Source organism: Nostoc sp., assembly GCF_036916575.1.
In the GTDB taxonomy this organism is placed as follows: domain Bacteria; phylum Cyanobacteriota; class Cyanobacteriia; order Cyanobacteriales; family Nostocaceae; genus Nostoc.
The window spans coordinates 99,170-121,877 of record NZ_JBALGC010000011.1 but is presented as its reverse complement, the minus strand read 5'-3'; the positions used below and the strand labels follow the sequence as shown (position 1 = coordinate 121,877).

The following is a 22,708-nucleotide window of genomic DNA, read 5'->3' as shown; positions in this document are numbered from 1 at the left end:
CTGAGCAAAAAAAACCTCCGCACCCTACGGAAGCAGCAGAAGCGTCTACAGACTTTCCGCAAAATTCAAAATTAATAAATGCAGTCTTGGCAAGCATTCTGGTTATTAAATTGATATAAATTAAACTAAGGGAGGCTTTAATCTTTTCTTGTCTCCTCTCCCTTAGTTTCTTATAATTTGTGCAACTTTAAGCAGAGAAAATAGAGTTATGCTAATTTTTATGAAGATTTAATACTTGGGCGAGAACACGATGAGTCTGCAACTTACTCCATCAATTAAATATTGGCTGAACTTCATTCATCCGGTGCTCATGTGGGCACTATTAGCACTCTCAATTTATGCTGCTTATTTGGGGCTACAAGTACAGCGTACCAGAAATGCTCAGGGGGAACAAAAGAAAGAACTGATTAAAGGTAGATATAACGTCAAACACTACCAAATGGGGTCTATACTCCTAGCTTTGATGGTGACAGGTGCGATCGCTGCTATGCTTGTCACTTATATCAATAATGGTAAGTTATTCTTCGGATCTCACCTACTAGCAGGGCTGGGTATGATGAGTTTGATTGCATTTTCTGCTGCTTTGTCTCCTTATATGCAGAAAGGGGCAAATTGGGCGCGTGCAACTCACATTGTGTTGAATTCTATCCTTTTGGGACTTTTTGCTTGGCAGGCTGTTACTGGCGTGCAAATTGTCCAAAGAATTCTGACTCAAGCATAGTTAAGTAGTCCTTTGTCTTTTGTCTTTTGTCAGTTGTCATTAGTTTATGACAACTGACAAATGACTGTTGACTCACCGCTTTTGTTTGGAATTGTCACCAAAGGGTATTTCCAAAGATTTATGAAAATCTTCCTGAACTTTGCGAGTTAAGCGGCGGGAGACTTGGCGGACAATTTGGTTTAGTAAGCGATCGCCTGTAGATTGAATTATAGACTTGGGTAATCGTTGAATAAACTTGGGAAAGTGCAAATCAACCATTAAATCCAATTCCCATTCAACTCTGGTAACCTCACCAATGCTAGTGGAAGCATCGTTTTCTATTAACTGTAGAGATGCCTGATAGTCTACCTCATAACCAGGCGCTTGGTAGTCAGGAATGGGGATTGTACGGATGCGGTAAATACTTTCCTCTGGAGGCAACAATTCCAAACCAATTTTTGGTTCTACATCATAACCAAAAGCACCAAAACGACCAATTACTAAAGCATAGCCATTTTCCCCAAGTGATTGCACCTTCATGGGTTCAGCGCAACGAGAAAACCATGAGGCGTGAGCATTAAGATACTCAGCAACCTTCTCTACTGGGGCAGGCATTTCCATAAAATCTTGATAACGACCGTAAAATTTTGTGAGCGTCGCTACATTTGCTTGTGTTAATCTGTCCTTGGCTTCTTCTTGGCTAGACGCTACAGGTAAAACTGCTTCTGTTATTTCCCAGGATTTATATTCGCCGTTTGTTGAGAGCATAAATGCATTACTGTATACTTTGGCGTTCGTCTATATTAATAATTCCCCACATGCCTGGGTCATTTCGCACTAAGATCCCATTTTGACCGAAACCTCATTAATCTGCCATCAACTCCATAGAATTACTAAAATAAAGAATTAAACAAGCACACAATAGTTTTCCAGGATAGCATTTCTCATGAAAGCATTTGTAGCAGGGGCAACGGGTGAAACAGGTCGCCGGATTGTGCAAGAGTTGATAGCACGGAATATTCCTGTTCGAGCCTTGGTGCGGGATATAGAGAAAGCTAGGGGTATTCTGTCTCCTGAAGCCGAATTGGTGGTAGGCGACGTGTTACAACCAGAAAGTTTAACTGCTGCGTTGGGAGATAGCACAGTTTTGTTGGTTGCTACTGGGGCAAAACCTAGCTTTGACCCCACTGGCCCCTATAAAGTGGATTTTGAAGGTACTAAAAATTTAGTTAATGCTGCTAAGGCTAAAGGAATTGAGCATTTTGTCTTCGTTTCTTCTTTGTGTACTTCCCAGTTGTTTCATCCACTAAACTTGTTTTGGCTGATTTTAGTGTGGAAAAAACAAGCTGAAGAGTACATCCAAAAAAGTGGTCTTACCTATACGATTGTGCGACCTGGTGGGTTGAAGAATGAAGATAACCCCGACGCGATCGTGATGCAGAGTGCTGATACACTGTTCGACGGTAGCATCCCCAGGCAAAAAGTCGCCCAAGTTGCTGTTGAGGCGCTACTTGAAGCAGATGCACGCAATAAAATTGTTGAAATTGTTGCCAAACCTGAAGCAGCTTCAAAAAGCTTTAAGGAGCTATTTCAACAGTGCTGATATTCCACAGGATTCTATTGCCCAAAATGATCGGCTCAGATCTTCATGGAAATTAGCTGGCCTCATCTAAATTGACCAGAAAGAAAAAGGTACAAGCCCACTTCGGCTACGCTCAGGACAAGCTCAGTGCATCGCCTAAATTTATTTTGGTGGTTCTTAATCTTAATCTTAATTTTGACTTTTGAATGAGTGACTTTTGACTTCCCCGTACTCCTACGGAGAAGCAAGCTACGTGTAGCATCTCCTAGAGTTGGGGCTGACTGCCCCTTGATTCCACTTTCTAAAGTGATCGCTTGTCTGTGAACCAGAGAGCGATCGCTTTAGATTTACGTGAATCTACCCCATTTTTCACGATCACAAAAAATGCGATCATTATTTTGGGATCATAGAAAGGCGATCGCCTTTCTACAATTCCAGTTATGAACCCTTTTTACCTTAATCTAAATAACCTTATGCAAATTCCGATCGTCCAGAATAAAGATTGCTAAGTTGATTGTTACGGCTTAGTGCCAATGCGCGACGTACAGCAGCATCTGCATTAACTAAACCGTTTCCAAAAGTATTATCCCGACCTGTTGCACCCAAATCCATTGCTGTATCGATCAGAATCTGACGCAATTGCCCCCCATTGAGGCTAGAGTTAACGCTCCAAACCAGTGAAGCAATTCCAGCCATATTGGGATTAGCAGCAGAGGTTCCGCTAAACATGAAGTTTATACTGCCATCTGGTTTCATCGCTGGTGAGTCTGTTGCTGCCATGAGTGTGAGGCTGGAGCCAAAGTTGGAGTAAGAGGCTCTATTTACAGATGTAGCATTTGCCAAACCATTCACAGTCGATTGTCCTGAACGCTGAAGCGCCCCTACAGACATCACATTACTGTAAGTAGTTTGAAGCCTTGCAACACCACCACTGTAACCCTGTTTGACATTATAGTCATCCATATTAGAGTTATCTATATCAATTCCACCATTACCTGCTGCTATGGCAAATATAGCAATGTCAGAGTTATCTCGGATTAACTGCTCCAGTTGTGCTTGTGTACCACCATTTTTCAGCCAATACTCACCTTGAATACCACCTTGGAAAACAACGCGCTGATTCCTGGCTCTTGCATAAGCAATAGTGTCACGAATTGCTTGCTGTAAATCTACGCCATGATACACATCATTGACGTAGACACTGCTATTCCAGTTGATGCCAGCAATACCAGAACCATTGTTAGCCGTTGAAGACATAATACTGATTGCTTGATGTCCATGCCCTGGAGTGTTGGTGTTATCATCATCTGTTGGATCAGTGATCAAGCGGTTTGTTGAAATATCCACAACACTACCGCTTTTGCCAGCCGCCGTTAGCACACCTGAATCCAAAGATGATATCAATACGTTACTTGCACCTTGGGTAAAACGCCACGCACTCCCGACATCAGATACACTTAGATTCCACTGAGAATTGAAGTAAGTATCATTGGTGCGGACTTGCATCTCTAATGTTGAGCCATCACCAAAGCGGAGGCTTTCAATTCCTTGGAAATAGATTTCTCGACCATCAGCTAAAGTTAGATAGTCAAAACTTGTGCCTCTGAAAATTGCTTGATTAGTTGAATAGAAGGGATTAAAATACCCAAGACTGACGCCATTAATACCAATCACATTAGAGCGGCAAATACCACAGAGATTCAAAGTGTCTGTTCCACCGCGTCCCACAACAACAGCCCCTGTACCTAATCCACCAGAGTAATTAAGTGTTTCACCAGCAAAAGTTCCATAAGTGGTATTGCTAGATTGACTCCAAGACAAAATTTTCATTGATTGGGAACTAGAGAAAAAGTCTTGACCACCGGTAGTGCGAGCGACTGCACGGAATTGATAATCACCTCCCGTTAAGCTGGAGAAGTTAGCGAGGTTGATTAAGGAGTTGGATAAACTAGCTCCAGTCCAAGTTCCTAGATTTATAGTACTACCGTTTCTTAGAGCTTCTAAGCGAACACTTGATAAACATGTAACATTTGACAAACCATAATTTAACTCAATGGCTCCACCTTGGAAGACACTGTTGATAGTACTGTCACCCGCAGCATCAAAAACATTAAAAGAACTAAAGCTAATGTTAGGAATTGGGTTTGCCGTCAAACTGAGGTTGTAGTTAGTATTGGCACTACTAAAAGGATAAACCCGCGCAAAGTATGTACCTGCACTTAACTGACGGATAATAGACTCGGAACTACTTCCATTGTTAGTAGAACTGGTAATGACATTACCTAAATCATCGAGTAACTGGACATCAGCATCAGCACTTAAACCTGTTAAACTGAGACTGAAGTTACTTTCAGATCCTACACAGAAGCGATAGTAGTCGTTTGTATCTGCTGCACCTACCCAATCACTAAAACTACGAGAAGTATTTAATATACCAATGTTAGAAGCTGTACTGGTACTATTTCCTGCATAGTCAGGAGGTGGAACAGTACCAACAAATTGAAAAGCAGAGCTAGTGAGATCTAGACCTGTCACACCATTCAGGATCGCAATCAATTCATTGTTGTCTAAACGAATTTCTGTATTCTTTCCTACTGTGCTTAAACGATAGCCATAAGCTTGACTAGAACTGATCGCACAGTTAGAAAGCCGTCTGAGTTGAATAGTGTCTTCACCAACTCTAAAATCAGCGATCGCAGCCAGATCACAGCTTCCACTTCGAGCATAATAAGTATTGTTAGCATCTCCAAGAATAAAGCGATCGCTTCCTAAACCACCCAGTAAATCATCTCGCTCAAGAAGACCAGAACCATAGGCATCGAAAACATCATTACCGCTGTTGGCATTGAGGCTGTTATTAAAGCTGTCGCCAGTAAGAATATCGTTTCCACGGCTACCAATCACAGAGTTTAATGCCTTTAATGCTTCATTAAAGATTTTTTCGTTATTTGTAAGCCGTGCAAGGATGTCACCTTCATCGCCAGGTGAGTCAATAGGACTAGCATAGACATTTAGGAAATGTTCTGTTTCTTCAACAAGAACCTTGCCGATAGCGGTTGGATTAGACGCAGAATGCGTCAGAAAAACACTGTTAAGGTAGATTGTGTTAGTACTTTTGGCATACGCGCCCAAAGCACCATTCATTTCAGAATTGGAAAGAAATTTCACATCTGGCAAGACACCATAGATTCCACCCAGTATGTCAGCACCTAATGCTTGTACTTTGCTAACATCAAAGGCTTCTCCAAAGGCAACCTGAGCATTAGGCGCAAAATTAGGATTGAAAATACTCGCAGCAGTGTGAACCAATGCTTGGGTTGGGTTAGTTTGGTTTTGCCATAGGTTAATCAGCGTCTCACCTGCTAACGTTAAAAGTTTCTGGGAATTGAATCCTGTCCAATCCGCTTGCAAAGGATTTACCAAATTATTAACTAAATAATTTGAGGTATTACCCAATGTTGAAAAAGATGAATCGATGTGACATTCTGAATTTTCAAACATCCTTAAATTTGCTCCAAATAAATATTATAAACAAATAATCCTTGACTAAAAACTTAAGCAGGTGGGCAGGAAAATTTTTTGTGTCTGGGTTTAAATCCCCGCTTGTTTAACATAATTACGAATTACAAGTTACGAATTACGGATTGTTTAACTCCGAATCAAATGTCCAAGGTGTGCATCAACTCACATTCGGAACAATGGGCGGCAACGTGGTAAACCATATATAGCAATCCGGAATTATTTGTGTGTGATAAAACACACAATTAAAGACTTAGTTTTATTTTTAACTGGAATACACGTATTCATCTGTGCAGAACTCCTAAAAAAACGTTGGTTTTATTCATAAATTCATTGTTAAAATTTTTACTTGCTACCAGTACATGAATATAGGTTTTCTCATGATTCACCTAGATTGCTATATAGGTCACAGTTTTAGAAGTGCGACTCGAAAATCGCACTATTTGAGCGAAGTAGCGATTTATTGCCGTCAGCAGGATGCGACAAGAAGCGATTGAGCTTATACTAAGTTGGCATTGTTGAAAGTATCTCGCTTGATTTATGCCCTTTTTTCCTAATTCCTAAAAAAATCAGCAAATCGAAATTAATAATTAACAATCAGGTGCAAACTTTGTCAGAATGAGTTCGTCGATGATTTTTATTAGCAAAAAGAGCGAATTTGAAGGAGTCGGACTCTGAAAGGCTTTGAATTCAAAGGTGTTGAAAAACTTATTGGGCCAATAGCCGCGCTTCTCGGCTTTGTGTATTTGTTGCAATGGTATATTGGAGATTTGCGATCGCCTTCCGATCCCATCTTTGAAGATAAACAGCCGCCTTTGGTGATGAAACAGGGCGACCCCTATATCCGCGCTTTAATGCGAACCATCTCCGCGAGTGAAGCCAGTGGTAATCGTCCCTATTCGCTATTGTATGGTGGACAGCAAGTCAACGACCTTAGCCGACATCCTGATATATGCGTCACAATTATCACAGGCCCCAACACAGGTAATTGTTCTACGGCTGCTGGCAGATATCAAATTATCAACATTACTTGGTATCGTTTAGCTCCTCGTTATCACCCAAAGCCGATGCGGATGATGTTTTGGACTAATTATAGTTTTGAAGCAGAATATCAAGATATAGTAGTTTACCGTTGGTTGAGTGATTCTAAAGTTTGGGGAACTGATATTTCTCAATTGTTGCGTCAGGGAAAGTTAAATGATGTTTTGCGGCGACTCTCTCCCATCTGGACAAGTCTAGGATATGGGATAGAAACTAATTCTGTTAGTAACTCTTTACCTAAGGTTTATCAGAAAATGTTGCAAGAGGAATTAACCGCAGCTAATCAACCAACAGCCCCGAATCTGACACCATCCCCAACTCCTTCCAACAAGGCAGCAAAAAAAAAGCAGTAAGGTTATTCTAATTTTTAACTTGCTGCATCCAAAAAATTTTTGATATTTTCCACAAATGCCAAGGTATTTTCAAAGTGAATATTATGTCCAGCATTACTAATTATTTTTAACTTAGCAAATTCACATAGTTTAGCCATTTCTGTATTAATCGCTATAAATTTATCATCATATTCACCGACTAGCAAAAGCATAGATATTTTATTATCTTGTAGCTTTTCCCATAAAGAAGGTTGGAATCCAGTACCCATGAAGCGAAGTGATTTATCTAATTCCTTGGGATTATTCTGTAACCGACTTTCTAGCATTCGGTTATATTCTAGATGATTTTTTATATGACCAAAAATAGTCTGATTATACCAATTTGATAGAAAAAGGGCAAAATCGCTTTTTTCAAGGCTTCTTGTTAACTTCTTGCCTATTTGCCTATCAAGTTTAATTCGTTCTAATCGTTCTGCTTGTGTTGGTAAACCAGGGGAAGCTGACTCTAGCACAACTTTATGAAAACGTTCTGGAAAATATAGGGTGAGGTATAAAGCCAATCTCCCACCCATTGAGTAACCAACTAAAAAGCATTTGGGAATTTTTAACTCATCTAATAAGTTAATTAAAGCATGAGCAGTGTTTGCGATTGTATAGTACTCGTCCTCACCCAAAACTTGAGTTTTGCCGTGTCCGGGGAGGTCAAGTGTTAAATAATCAAAATCGTCAGATAGTAATTTTATGGCTTCATCAAATTCATTGATGTTACCCATGAAACCATGTAGAAAAAGAATTAGTGGTTTGTTGAATTTGCCAATTAAAAAGTAGTGAAAATGATATTTTTCTAGGTTCATAGTCTAGCTAATCACTATCGCGGCTGTATATCATATTAAAGTCTGGTTGGTTGAGAGATTCATCCTCCAGGGTTTTGACGAAAATACGTAGCTTACCGCCGTAGGCATTGCTTTTGAGCCGCGCAAACCATCAGCTATGACTGTGAAACACTTGTGTTAATTTTCGCATAAAGAACCCTCTGTCTGAGTCAATACACCAAATCTCCTATCTCTTGAAAATGTCTTGTTGTGCTAGTTTATTTTTTATTTTTCTAATTCTTAAGGCAAAAATCGATCCAAAGCAGCTTTTAACTGTTTAATTTCAACATCAATATTACCCTCTTGTGCGGCTCTAGCAATACACTCAGTTAAATGTTCATCCAAAACAATTCGCGCTACCCGATCCAATGCGCCCCGCACTGCGGCAATTTGCAGTAGAACATCAGGACAAGGGCTACTTTGCTGCACCATTGCCTTAATACCACGAACATGTCCTTCTATACGCGATAATCGATTCACAATTCGCCGTAAAGACTCTTCACTATGGACGTGAGGATGAGCCGACTCTCCAGTCCCATGAGTATGATCTGTATGCTCGTGGTCTGTTTCATGATGGTGGGAATGTTCTGCTTGTTGGGATATTGGCATGGATTCCTTGCCTAATCGGTTTGATCCATTCATGGGTTATCAAAGGACTTGTAGTACTAAGATCCTAGCCTAGTACTCGACCAACCCAAAATTTCTGGGTGAAAGTCCCTACTCTACTGACGATTGACTTTTTCTTGGGGAATAATCTCTGTTACTACCCTACCGCTAGAACTGCCACCTTTGACAACAATATTTTCTGTTTGCAGATTACCAACGGCTGTTTCACCCGTAAAATTTAACGGTGGGTCAACTTGCCGATAAACTATATTTCCCTGAGCTTCAACTAACTTATTGTCTAAATACCAAGTTAATGTATTAGATTTCAAAAACTGGCGACGCTGACCAATAGCGTTAACGTTACCTGTTAAATAAACCGTTTTTTGCGGTATTTTCATTTCACCTTGATTGGCAGTCACGGTAAGATTTTCAACACGCTGGAACATACGCACGGGGGAATTTGTAGTCACAGTTTCTGCGTTCATATTCCAGATCATAGAGTTACTAGCTATTTGCACTGGTGGGTCTAGTAATTCTAATTGAGCATTCTGTTGAATAGTGGCAATTTTCGTTTTTAAGTTGACTTCGGCTGAATTTCCCTTGCCGCGATCGCTAATTTTATTATTTTTGTAGCGGTCAATTTGTATGGGGCGATCGCCAATCAGTTTTTCCTCTTTAATATTCCAGATTAAATGCTCGGTTCTAACTTTTAACTGGGGATCAGTGGAATTTGCTACTACCCCTCCAGAAAATTCCATGCGCTGTTCGCGGGTTTTAACTCGTGCTTCCTGCGCCACTGCTTGTAGTTGTTTATGACTACCGTTAATTTGGTTACGGATAATCAACAAATCTTCTTTGGGACGCCATTCTAATTCATTACCTTGCAACACAACCCCATTACTAGGGTCTGTGGCAAATATCTTACCTTTAAGAAACAACTGCTTCCCATCTTGTTCAATATCTGCGACATCTGCCTTGATTTGGTAAACCACTTTACCATCTTGGTATAGTTCACCATAAGGACTTTCAGCCTGACCAATTTGTTTTTCTTTGGTGTATTTTGCGGTTTTAGCCCTGACTTTCCAAATCGGTCGTCCCACTTCATCTGCTTGTTCTAGGGTGACATCAAAGAAAGTTAAATTGCTATTTTGGTCAGATGAACCCGCAGTATTTTGTTGAGAAGCTAGGGGGGATTTACCCCCACAGGCAACTAAACCAAATACCAACAAAAAGGTCAAAGGAAAAATCAGGAAGGAAGGAGTAGAGGAGAAATTTTGAATTTTGAATTTTGTTAGCGCAGCGTTAGCGAGTCCGCGTACTCCTGCAAAGAAGCAAGCTACGCGCAGCGTCTTGTAGAGAGCGTCATTTTGAATTTTTCTTACCCCCTCTCTCCTCATTCTATGAAATTGATGCGCCATTATTCTTGGATTTCTATATGTCCTTCACTAGTTCTTGGGTCTTCCAAAAAACCAATACCAGATAACGGCCGATATGGATAGCTTTGGCGAGGGGTTTTTTGAATATCCTCTTTGATCGCTTCTAAGTCAATGTAGCGATCGCTTACATTAATTAAGCTGTCGCTGGTCATCGAACGCAAACTGACCACTTCTACCCGCACGCCGCGATAGCTGACTGAATTTACCGCATATGCCAAATCCCCATCACCGCTGACTAAAACTGCGGTATCATAAGAATCTACAAGTGCCATCATGTCTACTGCTATTTCTACATCCAGGTTAGCTTTTTTAGAGCCATCTGGTAGCTGTACCAAATCCTTCGCAATAACTCGATAACCATTGCGACGCATCCACAGCAGAAACCCCTGTTGCTTCTCATTTGTCCGATCTACACCTGTGTAGAAAAAAGCCCGCAGTAGTCTAGAACCTCCTGTTAATCGACACAACAGCTTCGTGTAATCGATTTCAATCCCTAGTTGGAGTGCAGCGTAAAATAGATTTGAGCCATCAATAAATATGGCGACTCTGCCCCGATTCTCTAAAACTTGTTCTGGCGTAAATATTGAATCGTTTTCCAAATTATTCAACATTGTTGTCATACCTCAATTTTTATCCTTGTTATTTTTGATACAAATTACCAACTTTTACATGCTAGTCACAGCGGCTTATGATAATGTTCTGGGGCTAATATAAGTTAAGCCCCGATAAATTTTTACAAGAGAATTAGAAATTGAACAAAATCAGAGTTTGATAAGGACTAATCGTTTTTCGGGGGTTCTATTCGCTTAAAAATCGGTTGGGGTGTACCCAACTGTTGCTTACTAGATAGTATCCCCCATGTCGCATGGATGGCAAAAGGAGCAGTAACTGAACTTTGTATTTGATCGTTAAAGTTTGTTCCAAAGCCCAGCTGCTGATAAATATCGCTACTGATGTTCGGAATAATTGGGGATAGGAGATAAGCTGCTAGTCTAACTGATTCTAGAACTGCGTAGAGAACTTTTTCCACGGACTCCTGCTGTCCCTGTTTATATAATGACCAAGGAGCTTGTTCATCAATAAACTTATTACTGGCTTGCGCCAGTGAAAGGATGGCCTCGCAGGCTTGACTGAAAGCTAGCTCTTTATATGCATGTTTTACATGTTCCCCTAGACGTAAACCAATTTTTTTCAAAGGATTTTCGTCAGGAATTCCCTCATTGCCGATTGATGGAACATTATTGTCAGCGCAGTATTTCTTCACCATGCTCAAGGTGCGATTGAGCAAATTACCTAAATCATTCGCCAAATCTGCATTCAGAACATTAATGAACCTAACTTCATTAAAATCTCCATCCTTGCCAAATTCGATTTCCTTAAGGAAGTAATAACGAACGGCATCACTACCATAGCGCTGAACTAACGCCACAGGATCAAGGGTGTTACCCAGACTTTTGCCCATCTTCTGCCCGTCTTTAGTCAAAAAGCCATGCCCAAATACTTGCTCTGGCAAGGGTAAGCCAGCCGACAACAGCATTGCTGGCCAATAAACAGCATGGAAGCGCAGAATATCCTTACCAATTAGGTGCAAGTTAATCGGCCACCATCTTTCTAAAGCATTTGCTAAAGTCGGTTCTGCATCTGGTTCTAGCAATGCCGTTACATAACCTAGCAGCGCATCAAACCAAACATAAAGGGTGTGCTTTGGATCAACTGGTACTGGAAAACCCCAATCGAGATTCACCCGCGAAATTGAAAAGTCTTGCAACCCTTGATTTACAAAGCTGAGGACTTCATTACGCCGACTTTCTGGTTGAATAAAATCCGGTCTAGATTGATAAAATTCTGTCAGCTTAGTTTGATATTTGGATAAGCAAAAAAAATAGTTTTGCTCGTCTCGCCACTCAACTTCTTTATTAGTATGAATCGGGCAACGGTGTCCTTCTAGCAGATCCCGTTGTTCTTTGAATTCTTCGCAGGATACGCAGTACCAGCCTTGTTGTTGTCCCTGGTAGATATCACCAGATTCCCAGACTCGCTCAAAGAATTCTTTAACGATCGCTTCATGACGAGCAGCAGTAGTCCGACTAAAGCGATCATATTGAATGTCTAGTAACTGCCATAAACTCACGAAGCTAGGGACAATTTCATCACAAAAATCTTGTGGTGCTTTCCCTAAACTTTCTGCCGATCGCTGAATTTTTTGCCCATGTTCATCTGTACCTGTAATCAGTAATACCTGATGCCCCAGCAGCCTTTGAAATCGCGCTATTACATCTGCTGCGATTGTTGTATAAGCACTGCCTATATGGGGGACATCGTTTACATAATATAGCGGTGTTGTCAGTGCAAATGTCTTTTCTGTTTTATTCACTAAATTCATGTAGAATAAAAATCAACTTATTAAAACGTTTCACATCTTAGCTTTTGTCGGCAAAACCACGACATTATACAATATTATTCCTATTTTTTCCAAGATTACCTTAATATTAGCAAATTTCTCAGGTCAAGAATTGTTTTGTAATATGCATCAATTCAGATCATTTTTGTATAAAAGATGGAAATTAACTAATCATAGTTTTTTTTAATAGTTACTATTAAAGATTCTTGTGATCAGGAATACAGAACCGAGAACGCAGAAAATCTAGCTGGTTTTGTGGATTAGACATTTCTATCTTAAGACGGTGATGGCAATAGTAAAGAAATGTAAAAATTAATTTTAGATAAACTGCCATATTTACCGGAAAAATATATTGATAAGGTATGAGTCTAAATAGGCCCCTGGAGATTTCTAGCGCTTTGATGGCGGCACTTTCAACGCAAATGTTTCGCTATTACGAAGACCGCATTCCCCAGGATGCCAGCGTATTGGTAGTCAGCAATCACCGCAGCTTTATGGATGCACTGATTTTAATGGCGGCGTTATCGAGTCCGATTCGCTTTGCTTGCCATCACTATATGGGACAAGTGCCAGTAATGCGGGAGATTGTTACCGGACAATTGGGGTGTTTTCCTTTGGAGGAAACTCAAAACCGCCAGCAAAGCTTTTTTTCGCAGTCGCAGATGCTGTTGCAGTCCAGGCAAATGGTGGGAGTATTTCCAGAAGGGACTGAACCTATGGTGAAATTTACCCAGCCAAACCAAGTGGGTGAATTTCAGCGGGGATTTGCCCATTTGGCATTGCGAGCGGATGTACAGGATCTAGCTATTTTGCCGATTGCGATCGCCTCTTTAGAAGAGGTAAACACGAATGGCTTCCCCTTAAGGCTTTTGAGTGTGTTTGACCCTTCAGAACCTTTATTTAACCAAGGTGGTTGGCATCCTCTAGTAATTTATCGGCGGGTTGCTGTGTTAATCGGTCGTCCTTATTGGATTACACTCCAACAGCAGAAAAAATATCACGGTAAACAGGCGAGAACTGTTGTGGCTGAACTGACGGAACACTGTCACGGCGAAATTAGCAACTTACTGCGTCAAGGTTGCTATTAGAATCAAAAACACCGAAGCTTTTATAAGTAACAATCAGCATTTCAAAATATTTATACCATTGACTAGTGACCAATGACTATAACAGAAGTTGAGCTAAACCCTTGTTTCCTGACTCCTAAACGAGTACAACCAGAGTATCCCCTGTTGGTATATTTGCCAGGAATGGATGGAACAGGTCAACTATTGCGATCGCAAACCGCTGGATTAGAAACTGGCTTTGATGTCCGTTGTTTAGCGCTTCCACGCAAAGATCTGAACACTTGGGATGTGCTAGCTAAGAGTGTATTGGACTTGATTCACGCCGAATTACAAAAAAGCTCCCAGAGGCCAGTTTATTTGTGTGGTGAGTCCTTTGGTGGTTGCTTGGCAATGAAGGTAGCGATCCAAGCACCGGAGTTATTTAAGCGAATTATCTTAATTAACCCAGCTTCGTCTTTTCATCTTCGCCCTTGGTTAAATTGGGCATCCCAACTTACTTACTTAGTGCCATCAGGGTTGTATGATGTTGGCGCACTAGGGTTGTTGCCGTTTCTAGCATCTTTGCCACGCATTTCTCAAAGTGATCGCCATGAACTGTTGAAAACTATGCGTTCTGTCCCGTCAGAAACCGTTCATTGGCGGTTGTCTTTACTGCGAGAGTTTAATATTGATGAGGAACAGTTACGTCGGTTAACTCAACCAGTTTTGCTAATTGCCGGTGCTAGCGATCGCCTTTTGCCTTCTGTAACAGAGGTGAAGCGGATAGCGAATATTTTACCAAATACCAAGATTGTGGTGTTGCCTAATTGTGGACACGCTTGTTTGTTAGAGCAAGATATTAATCTCTATGACATTCTCAAGGCTAACGACTTTTTAGAAAGTAAAGCTGATATAGGTGGAGTTAAAAGGTAAAAAGTGTGCTACACATAAATTCAACTAGCTGAAGCAGGATTAGATGAATATGCAGAACTTCTTAGACAAGAAGATTTGAAATGAGGGTTCAGCGAGGTGAAGTATGGCTTGCCAATTTAGACCCTACCAAGGGTTCTGAACAGTTAATTTTGAGTCTGAGTCAGAATTGGTAAGGTAATGATAAATTCAGTTCCCTTACCAAGTGTAGAATTCACAACCAGTGAACCGTTATGTTTTTCTACCACAATAGACTGAGCGATCGCCAGTCCTAAACCCGTACCTTTACTGACTCCTTTTGTAGTAAAGAAATGGTCAAATATTTTTTCTTTAACTCCTTCACTTATTCCGTTACCATTATCAGCAATTGATATTTTTACGTTGTTATCTGCCACTGAGGTTGTAATTATAATCTGGTTGGGATTATCCTTAATTTCTATAAAACTCCGCCCAGAATTTGCTTCTTCTAATGCGTCAATAGCATTCGCTAGAATATTCATAAATACCTGATTTAATTGCCCAGAGAAACACTCTAATTCAGGTAAGTTTCCATACTCAGCTATCACTTCAATGGCTGGACGTTGTTCATTTGCTTTCAGACGATGTTTGAGAATTAAAATTGTGCTATCAATGCCTTTATGGATATTAAAAGGTACTTTATAATCTTTATCTGCACGCGAGAAAGTGCGGAGACTGGTGCTGACATTTTTCAGGCGTTCGCAGGCCATCACCATTCCATCAATCATTTTGGGCAAGTCTTCTAAACTATAATCCAAGTCAATTTCTTCGGCATGGTCTTTAATGTCATCACCCGGTTTGATTAAACTTTCTTGATAGAGTTTTAAGTGTTCAATAATATCAGCAATCGTGGGTTTAGCTTGTTGGAGAGTAGCAGAAATAAAGCCCAAAGGATTATTCATCTCGTGAGCAACCCCAGCAACTAAATTACCCAATGCTGACATTTTTTCTGCCTGCACGAGTTGCGTTTGGGCTTGTTGCAAATCCAGCAGTGTGCGTTCGACCTGTTCTCGGGCTTCAGTAATGGCGGCAATTTGGGGCAAACTAGTCCAACAGGCGATCGCCACTCCCACGAAGGCAACCGTCACTAACAAAATGCTAAACAACGCGACATCTTGCCCCACACCCACCTGATCTAAACCCGCCCTCACCCACCAGCCAATACTCACCGCACTGCACACTAAGCCAATTAAGATCATCACTTGAAATGCCAACCAATCTGTTTTGCTGGTATGGGGTTGCTGGTGATACCGTTGCATCCACCCATCGGGATGGAACAGGGAGACATTCAAGCGCGGTAATTGAGTGCCTGCTATGCTCACCAGCCCAGGCAGGAGCAATCCAATGGCTAAGTCCTGCCAGCCCCATGCCAATCCGCCCACTACCAAAACAATCGCTTCAATGCCAAAGAAACTCAGCGACCACCAGGGCCATCGGGCTGCTGGTCGCCGCCGACTGACCCACTCACCTAAGTGAATTGCCATCATCGAAGTCAGATAGCCGGTGCCCGTCACCATCACAACCCGTTCTACATCGCCCCACCCCAAGCAAATTAGACTCAGCCCGAGGGTACAAATTAAACTGGGTTCAAACACTCCCCGGCGAGACAACACGGCAAATACGGGCGGTAAGTAGCCATCTTTGGCTAACTGATACAAAATTCGGGGACAGTTAGAAACAGCGGTCGCAGAGCTAAGGAGACACCCTGAGGTAATTAGAAAGGTAACAAGAGCGGGGGCGAATCCGCCCCAGAAGGGTTGGGCTGCTGCCACTAGATTGAGATAAGCGCTATCACCTAATCCGGGGGCTGTGGCTAACCGCATTAAAACCCATGATCCACCGAGATAGACAATCGGAATCAATCCAGCAGTCACCTGCAAACACCGTAGAGTAACGCTGGGTTGGAGGCTATCTGCCACAAATGAAGATGTCGTCTCGCAACCATAAACCGCATAGACAGCGATAAAGAACCATTTCATCCAATCGATCAGGGAAATGCCTGCTCCCAGATCGGGCAGCACCCTAGGGCTAGTAGGGGCAAAACTCAACCAACCAATGCCTTGGAGACAAAAGGTGAGAAGAAATCCGATCGCCGGAAATACAAAGAAAGAGTGCAAAATGCCTAGCGTGCGAGTTCCACTAAAGGCAACGATAAAGGGCAGAAGTGTAAACCCGATTCTGAGTAGAGTCTCTGGACAGGTAATACCCAGTGGAGTCAGATTCGCCTTGATTAAATCGGTCAGAATAATCGCATCTATGGACGGAACAGAGACCCAGCCGAGCAGGTAGCCAATCGCCCCATAGCGAGCCAAGTTTGGCAATCGCTGGAGCAAGCGAGTCATATAGTTTGGGGTGCCTCCAGCGACCTCTGGGAAATATGTCCCTAACCGCTTAACTTGCAGGTTGAGCAGTATGCCAATGATGGTTCCAGGCAACCACACCCAGAGCGCCTGCGGGCCTAGTGCAGCATGTATAGCAGGAGCCGTCCCTAACCACAAAAGCAAACCGCTAAAACCAAACCCCCAAGTTTCTTGTGAAGTGAGACTTCGGCGCAGGGGAGGCATTGAATTCGGTTGCTCATTCATAATTAGTACAGAAAAATAGGGAAAATAAGGATGTAACCTCAGTCTTCCCTAAAATTCATTGATAGCTTCATCTGCAATCGCAATAATTATTGAACTTGCGCCAGATTCTGTCAGTTCGCTCATTTTTAACAATGGGGCTTGAAGTATGGACGTAGTATTTCTGACGCTATGCGTCTCGAAATACATATTTTTCATTCTCTATAAATCAATTTAGAGGCTTGCATCGAAATTATTTTTTGGTCACCCTTGGCACATTTATAGTGAAGTCTCAGAATAATTCCTATTGGCTCTAGCAACTTGTACTTGTTGGGAGATGTCAAGCCGCTCATACTTCGCTATAAGTTTAAAGAGAGAGGCTTTACAGGATGGTGTCAAGTAATGGCAGACAAACCCCAAGAAATAGAGGTGAATAAATTAGTTAATTCACCCAGAGAAACTTCACAAGTAAAAATCCAGGCTCAATCATCAGTAGAAAATAAACCGTCTGTATTAGAGTCTTTTGTTGAAACTGTTGCTCAGACTGGCAAAGCAGTTTTAGATACAGCAGTAGGGGTGGGAGAAGCAACGGCGAAACAAACACACAAGTTAATTGAGCAAACAACTCAAACCAGCGGTCAGGTTGTGAATAGCCTTAGCGAAAATTGGCTGATTAGAAAACTATCTGGAGTGTTAAATCTAAATTGGCTAATTAGTGATACTGATCTTGTCGATTTGGAAAAAGCAGAAGTGGCGGTAAACAAGCTTAAGAAACAGTATCCAAATGAATCACCTAGCCAGATTGCTCACCGAATCATGATAGAAAAAGCAACTCAAGCAGGCACAGTTGGACTAGCCACGAGTATTTTGCCAGGAGTAGCAGTGGCGTTGTTGGCAATTGATTTAACAGCCACAACCAAATTGCAGTCAGAAATGCTTTATCAGATTGCATCTGTCTACGGGCTAGATTTAAAAGATCCTGCTCGTAAAGGTGAAGTTTTGGCAATTTTTGGTTTGGCTTTGGGTGGAAGTCGTCTGTTGAAAGCTGCGGGATTAGGCTTGCTGCGAAATGTGCCTTTGGCGGGTGCAGCGATCGCAGCTAGTTCAAATGCGACGATGATCTATTCATTGGGGTATGCTGCTTGTCGATTTTACGAAGCCAAGCTGGATGAATCAACTTCTTTGGCATCGCCACAGACATTGGCAACGTTAAAAGCCGAAAGTGAAAAGTATCTCCAAAGTGCGATCACTCAAGAAGCCGTCATGGATCAAATCTTAGTTCACATGATCTTAGCTAGCCATCCAGACAAGACTTTGAAAGAAATTTTGCCAGAATTACAAGCTGTAAACCTCAGTCATAACTCGTTGGATACCATTGCCCAAAATATCAAATCACTTAAGTCTTTTGATATACTGCTCAATCAGCTAAATCGTGATTTTGCCATCCCCTTGCTGGCTCAGTGTTACAAAATTGCCCAGCTTGACAATCAGATTACACCAGTTGAGCAACATATAATCACAGCGATCGCTAAGAAATTTGACATTGATACAAATGCAATTGGGGCATTGGGCATGGGGCAGAGGAGGTAAAAGAGTGGAGTTCCTAGCTTGATTAACGAGTATCAAAGACTCATTAATGGAGTTCTGAGGTGGATTAATGAGTATCAAAGACTCATTAATGGAGTTCTGAGGTGGATTAACGAGTATCAAAGACTCATTAATGGAGTTCTGAGGTGGATTAACGAGTATCAAAGACTCATTAATGGAGTTCTGAGGTGGATTAATGAGTATCAAAGACTCATTAATGGAGTTCTGAGGTGGATTAATGAGTATCAAAGACTCATTAATGAAGTTTTGAGGTGGATTAATGAGTATCAAAGCCTCGTTAATGAGTGATATTTATACTAATTAGCTAAATATCTGCTTAATTCAGCAGAACAATTTTTACATTACTCAACTTTGTGAGATGGTGAGGCGCGGGTAATCGAAGTTTCGATTAAGGAAATGCATTCTACCTGTTATGCTTTCTTACCTGCTACTGGTTCAGTTATATTTTCCATATCGACTAGATTCCACTTTAAGCCTTTGCTCCTATATACACGCTTTTGCAAATTTGGATAGTCACCGATATCATGGTCTAGCCTTTGACCAACTACTATACATTTGAATATAGAATTGCCCGTGTTTTTCAGCTTGTGCGGCTTACCACCAGCGCGATATCCAATAAAATCTCCTGCTTTAACTGGATAAACGCTTTCTCCAATTGTTGCCTCAGCTTCTCCCTCAAGAACGTATACGCACTCTTCTTCGTGATAGTGCATATGAAGCTCCGTTGATTCACGTCCAGGCTGTACTTCAATGATGTGAAAACCGATATTTTTTAAACCTGTCAAATCTCCTAAAGACTTATTCAGTCTGCGAGCATTGGAGTTGAGAAAATGTGTTTTTTCTAGTCCTTCATAAGACTCAATCTCTTCTTTAGTGACTAAATACTTTTCCATTTCTTGATACCAAGGTGCTAAGAAAATTTGATGGTAAACAAGCAAGAGGCCTAAAGATGAATTAAGGCGGCAGTTAAAACAGGTTCAAGGGTTCCATCTCAGCAGAAGTGATGCCTACGGCGGTAAACTACGCTTCTATTTGTGGATGGGATTATATCATCACCTCGTTATTAAGTGCAACTTCATAGAAAATTGGTATAACCCCTGCTCCCCCAATGCCAATGCCCCATCCCTACTCCCCTTGGTCTGAAACAAGAATTTTGAGCAATACTGGTACAAGAAGGAATATTTACACAAAATCCCAAAATGAGAATTCAACCTAGTGATAAGCCTTTGCTAGAGTGGGCAGGTGATAGTTTGGCAATTGGATTATTTGAAGATGCAGTAGAGTTAACCGGAGAATTGGCAACTTTAGATCAAAAGTTTTCCGGGGTCTTAAAAGAACTAATTGCTGAAGAGGAATTTAAAGCTAAAGCCAACAGTACCATCTTTACCCGTGTGAATGCTGCTAGCCCAGTGCGTAAATTGATTCTGGTAGGTTTGGGTAAACCAGATGCACTAAACCTCGACACTTTACGCCGCGCTGCTGCTGCTGTAGCCAGGGTAGGAAAAAAGCAAAAAAGCAAAATTCTGGGATTTAGTTTTCCATTGTGGAATAACGATCCAGCAGCCAGCGCCCAAGCGATCGCAGAAGGTGTGGAACTGGCGCTTTACGAAGATATTCGCTTTAAATCAGAACCAGAAGAGAAAGGATCACAAATAGAAACTGTAGATTTACTAGGATTCGGTGGGCAAGAAACAGCCATCAGCCGCGCCAATCAAATTGTGTCAGGGGTAAATTTGGCACGGCAGTTAGTAGCAGCACCAGCTAACGCGGTAACACCGCTTACTTTGGCAGAAACTGCTCAAGCGATCGCTAACGAGTACGGTTTACAAGTGGAAATTCTGGAACGAGAAGACTGTGAAAAGTTGGGTATGGGTGCTTTTTTGGGAGTAGCCCAAGCTTCCGAGTTACCACCTAAATTCATTCACCTGACTTACAAGCCAGAAGGTACACCCCAAAAGAAACTAGCAATTATTGGCAAAGGTGTAACCTTCGATTCCGGCGGACTCAATATTAAAGGTGCTGGTAGCGGCATCGAAACCATGAAAATGGATATGGGCGGTGCAGCTGCTACCTTGGGTGCGGCAAAAGCAATTGCTCAACTAAAGCCAGATGTTGAGGTTCACTTTATCTCGGCGGTAGCTGAAAACATGATTAGCGGTCGCGCCATGCACCCTGGAGACATTCTCACAGCATCAAACGGCAAAACAATCGAAGTGAACAACACCGACGCTGAAGGACGTTTAACCCTAGCAGATGCCTTGGTGTATGCCGAAAAATTGGGATTAGATGCGATCGTCGATTTAGCCACCCTGACTGGTGCCAACGTCATTGCTTTGGGTGACGATATTGCTGGTTTGTATACTCCCGATGATGGTGTAGCTTCCCAGCTAGAGAAAGCTGCCCAAACTTCTGGGGAAAAGATTTGGCGGATGCCAATGGAAGAAAAATATTTTGAAGGGCTAAAGTCTGGTATCGCGGACATGAAAAATACAGGGCCGCGTCCGGGTGGTGCAATTACTGCTGCCCTTTTCCTCAAACAATTCGTCAAAGAAACCCCTTGGGCGCACTTAGATATTGCCGGTCCAGTGTGGACAGATAAAGAAAATGGCTACAACGGCGCGGGGGCAACTGGCTACGGCGTTCGGACGCTAGTTAACTGGGTACTGGGTACTGGGGAGTAGGTAGTAAGGGAGACAGAGGGACAAGAGGGCAGGGGGGGAAATAACTAATACCAATGCCCAATACTTCTCTACCTTGGGCTGCGCCTTAAGCGAACGCAAGAGCGTCTGGTAGAGAAGCTATGCCGCAGGCCTTACGACGCTGCTCAGTACAAGTGCCCAATCCGCAATCCCTAATCCCCAAACAATTCGTGCTATCTTGAGCTTGCCAGCAAAAATTGTTGCAATAGTAACAGAAGTAATTTGGCTCTGTTGAAAGTTAAGCTTTTTCGGCAAAGCCATCTGGTAAAATTTGTAAGGTTTCTAAAAGCTCTGAGCAATGGGATCGACTCGTGTAAGGATCGCAATTGACGCAATGGGAGGGGATCACGCACCCGGTGAAATTGTTGCTGGCGCACTGCGAGCACGGGAAGAATTGGGTGTAGATGTATTGTTAGTTGGTGATCCCCAACAAATAAAAGCTGCCTTGCCGCCAAAAACGAATTTAGGGCAGGTAGAGATCGTAACTGCTGAGGAAGCGATCGCTATGGATGAGGAGCCTTTAAACGCAGTTAGACGTAAACGCAAGGCTTCTATCAATGTGGCAATGGATTTAGTCAAGCAGCAGCAGGCAGATGCCGTATTTTCTGCCGGTCACTCTGGGGCAGCTATGGCATCAGCTTTACTCCGCTTAGGACGATTGCCGGGAATTGACCGCCCAGCAATTGGCACAGTTTTTCCCACGATTATAGCTGGGAAGCCAGTGCTGGTACTTGATGTCGGCGCGAATGTAGATTGCCGTCCGAAGTTTTTAGAGCAGTTTGGCGTCATGGGTTCAGCTTACAGTCAGTATGTCTTGGGTACAACCGAACCTAAGGTGGGTTTGTTGAATATCGGTGAAGAAGACTCTAAGGGCAATGATGCAACCGTCCGCGCCCACCAATTGCTCCGTGAAAATTCCCAAATTAATTTTATTGGCAATGCCGAAGGGCGTGATGTGCTTTCTGGTCGCTTTGATGTGATTGTCTGCGATGGCTTTGTTGGCAATGTATTGTTAAAATTTGCTGAAGCCGTTGGAGAAGTGATTTTGCAAATTCTGCGGGAAGAATTACCCCAAGGATTGCACGGTCAAATTGGTTCAGCATTCTTAAAACCAAACCTGAAGCGGGTTAAGCAGCGAATGGATCACGCAGAACATGGTGGTGCCTTGCTGCTAGGCGTGGCAGGAGTCTGTTTTATCGGTCACGGTAGTTCACAAGCACCTTCAATTTTTAATGCAATTCGCATGGCCAAAGAAGCCGTTGACAACCAGGTGCTACAACGAATTCAGTCCCAATATATCCTAGAGCGCAAGAGCGGTTAGTCATTAGTCATTGGTCATTTGCAAAGGACAAAGGAC

At 42.2% G+C, this 22,708-nt stretch carries 16 protein-coding genes and 2 pseudogenes; 8 read left to right on the top strand and 10 right to left on the bottom strand.

The window, feature by feature from the left end:
- The first annotated feature begins 250 nt into the window (after nucleotides 1-250).
- Nucleotides 251-721 carry a DUF4079 domain-containing protein gene (locus V7L29_RS04315; protein ID WP_334694321.1) on the top strand — a complete coding sequence of 157 codons (471 nt, stop codon included), beginning with the start codon at nucleotides 251-253 and terminating at the stop codon, nucleotides 719-721.
- Nucleotides 722-793: 72 nt separating this feature from the next.
- Here V7L29_RS04315 and V7L29_RS04310 read toward each other — a convergent pair whose 3' ends face one another.
- The gene (locus V7L29_RS04310; protein ID WP_334734639.1) at nucleotides 794-1,468 is read right to left on the bottom strand and encodes a DUF1997 domain-containing protein; all 675 of its coding nucleotides are present in this window, start codon (nucleotides 1,466-1,468) and stop codon (nucleotides 794-796) included.
- A gap of 178 nt (nucleotides 1,469-1,646) precedes the next feature.
- Between V7L29_RS04310 and V7L29_RS04305 the strand changes: the two genes are divergently transcribed.
- Nucleotides 1,647-2,303, top strand: coding sequence for an NAD(P)H-binding protein (locus V7L29_RS04305; protein WP_334694319.1), 657 nt, complete (start codon nucleotides 1,647-1,649; stop codon nucleotides 2,301-2,303).
- Between the two features lie 450 nt (nucleotides 2,304-2,753).
- Here the strand turns inward: V7L29_RS04305 and V7L29_RS04300 are convergent, their stop codons facing one another.
- Nucleotides 2,754-5,783, bottom strand: coding sequence for a S8 family serine peptidase (locus V7L29_RS04300; protein ID WP_334734638.1), 3,030 nt, complete (start codon nucleotides 5,781-5,783; stop codon nucleotides 2,754-2,756).
- Between the two features lie 758 nt (nucleotides 5,784-6,541).
- Between V7L29_RS04300 and V7L29_RS04295 the strand changes: the two genes are divergently transcribed.
- Nucleotides 6,542-7,195, top strand: coding sequence for a glycoside hydrolase family 24 protein (locus V7L29_RS04295; RefSeq protein WP_334694317.1), 654 nt, complete (start codon nucleotides 6,542-6,544; stop codon nucleotides 7,193-7,195).
- 14 nt (nucleotides 7,196-7,209) lie between these two features.
- Here the strand turns inward: V7L29_RS04295 and menH are convergent, their stop codons facing one another.
- The 5 genes from menH to metG form a co-directional block, all read right to left on the bottom strand.
- Nucleotides 7,210-8,028: a 2-succinyl-6-hydroxy-2,4-cyclohexadiene-1-carboxylate synthase gene (gene menH, locus V7L29_RS04290; RefSeq protein ID WP_334734637.1), complete on the bottom strand. Its 819-nt coding sequence runs from the start codon at nucleotides 8,026-8,028 to the stop codon at nucleotides 7,210-7,212.
- A 258-nt stretch (nucleotides 8,029-8,286) separates the two neighbouring features.
- A complete protein-coding gene (locus V7L29_RS04285; RefSeq protein ID WP_334694315.1) occupies nucleotides 8,287-8,688 on the bottom strand; it encodes a metal-sensitive transcriptional regulator in 402 nt (133 codons plus the stop codon).
- 80 nt (nucleotides 8,689-8,768) lie between these two features.
- Nucleotides 8,769-10,049, bottom strand: a complete 1,281-nt coding sequence (gene lptC, locus V7L29_RS04280; protein ID WP_334734636.1) for an LPS export ABC transporter periplasmic protein LptC — start codon at nucleotides 10,047-10,049, stop codon at nucleotides 8,769-8,771.
- 20 nt (nucleotides 10,050-10,069) lie between these two features.
- On the bottom strand, nucleotides 10,070-10,699 hold the full coding sequence (locus tag V7L29_RS04275) for a LabA-like NYN domain-containing protein (RefSeq protein ID WP_334694340.1): 630 nt from the start codon (nucleotides 10,697-10,699) through the stop codon (nucleotides 10,070-10,072).
- A gap of 167 nt (nucleotides 10,700-10,866) precedes the next feature.
- Nucleotides 10,867-12,471, bottom strand: a complete 1,605-nt coding sequence (gene metG, locus V7L29_RS04270) for a methionine--tRNA ligase (protein ID WP_334734635.1) — start codon at nucleotides 12,469-12,471, stop codon at nucleotides 10,867-10,869.
- Nucleotides 12,472-12,851: 380 nt separating this feature from the next.
- Between metG and V7L29_RS04265 the strand changes: the two genes are divergently transcribed.
- A complete protein-coding gene (locus V7L29_RS04265) occupies nucleotides 12,852-13,577 on the top strand; it encodes a lysophospholipid acyltransferase family protein (protein WP_334694312.1) in 726 nt (241 codons plus the stop codon).
- Between the two features lie 72 nt (nucleotides 13,578-13,649).
- Nucleotides 13,650-14,468 carry an alpha/beta fold hydrolase gene (locus tag V7L29_RS04260; RefSeq protein ID WP_334734634.1) on the top strand — a complete coding sequence of 273 codons (819 nt, stop codon included), beginning with the start codon at nucleotides 13,650-13,652 and terminating at the stop codon, nucleotides 14,466-14,468.
- Between the two features lie 143 nt (nucleotides 14,469-14,611).
- Here V7L29_RS04260 and V7L29_RS04255 read toward each other — a convergent pair.
- Both V7L29_RS04255 and V7L29_RS04250 read right to left on the bottom strand, forming a co-directional pair.
- Nucleotides 14,612-15,475 (bottom strand): annotated as a pseudogene (locus tag V7L29_RS04255) (sensor histidine kinase); the annotation flags it as partial.
- A gap of 399 nt (nucleotides 15,476-15,874) precedes the next feature.
- A pseudogene (locus tag V7L29_RS04250) lies at nucleotides 15,875-17,047 on the bottom strand (APC family permease); the annotation flags it as partial.
- A 399-nt stretch (nucleotides 17,048-17,446) separates the two neighbouring features.
- Between V7L29_RS04250 and V7L29_RS04245 the strand changes: the two are divergent.
- A complete protein-coding gene (locus V7L29_RS04245; protein ID WP_334694309.1) occupies nucleotides 17,447-18,634 on the top strand; it encodes an EcsC family protein in 1,188 nt (395 codons plus the stop codon).
- A 428-nt stretch (nucleotides 18,635-19,062) separates the two neighbouring features.
- Here V7L29_RS04245 and V7L29_RS04240 read toward each other — a convergent pair whose 3' ends face one another.
- Nucleotides 19,063-19,545 (bottom strand): cupin domain-containing protein, encoded by a 483-nt coding sequence (locus tag V7L29_RS04240; protein WP_334691697.1) that lies wholly within the window; start codon nucleotides 19,543-19,545, stop codon nucleotides 19,063-19,065.
- Nucleotides 19,546-19,851: 306 nt separating this feature from the next.
- On the opposite strand from V7L29_RS04240, the gene V7L29_RS04235 reads away from it, so the two are divergent.
- Nucleotides 19,852-21,333, top strand: a complete 1,482-nt coding sequence (locus tag V7L29_RS04235) for a leucyl aminopeptidase (protein WP_334691696.1) — start codon at nucleotides 19,852-19,854, stop codon at nucleotides 21,331-21,333.
- 316 nt (nucleotides 21,334-21,649) lie between these two features.
- Nucleotides 21,650-22,672 carry a phosphate acyltransferase PlsX gene (gene plsX, locus V7L29_RS04230; RefSeq protein ID WP_334691695.1) on the top strand — a complete coding sequence of 341 codons (1,023 nt, stop codon included), beginning with the start codon at nucleotides 21,650-21,652 and terminating at the stop codon, nucleotides 22,670-22,672.
- Nucleotides 22,673-22,708: the final 36 nt, after the last annotated feature.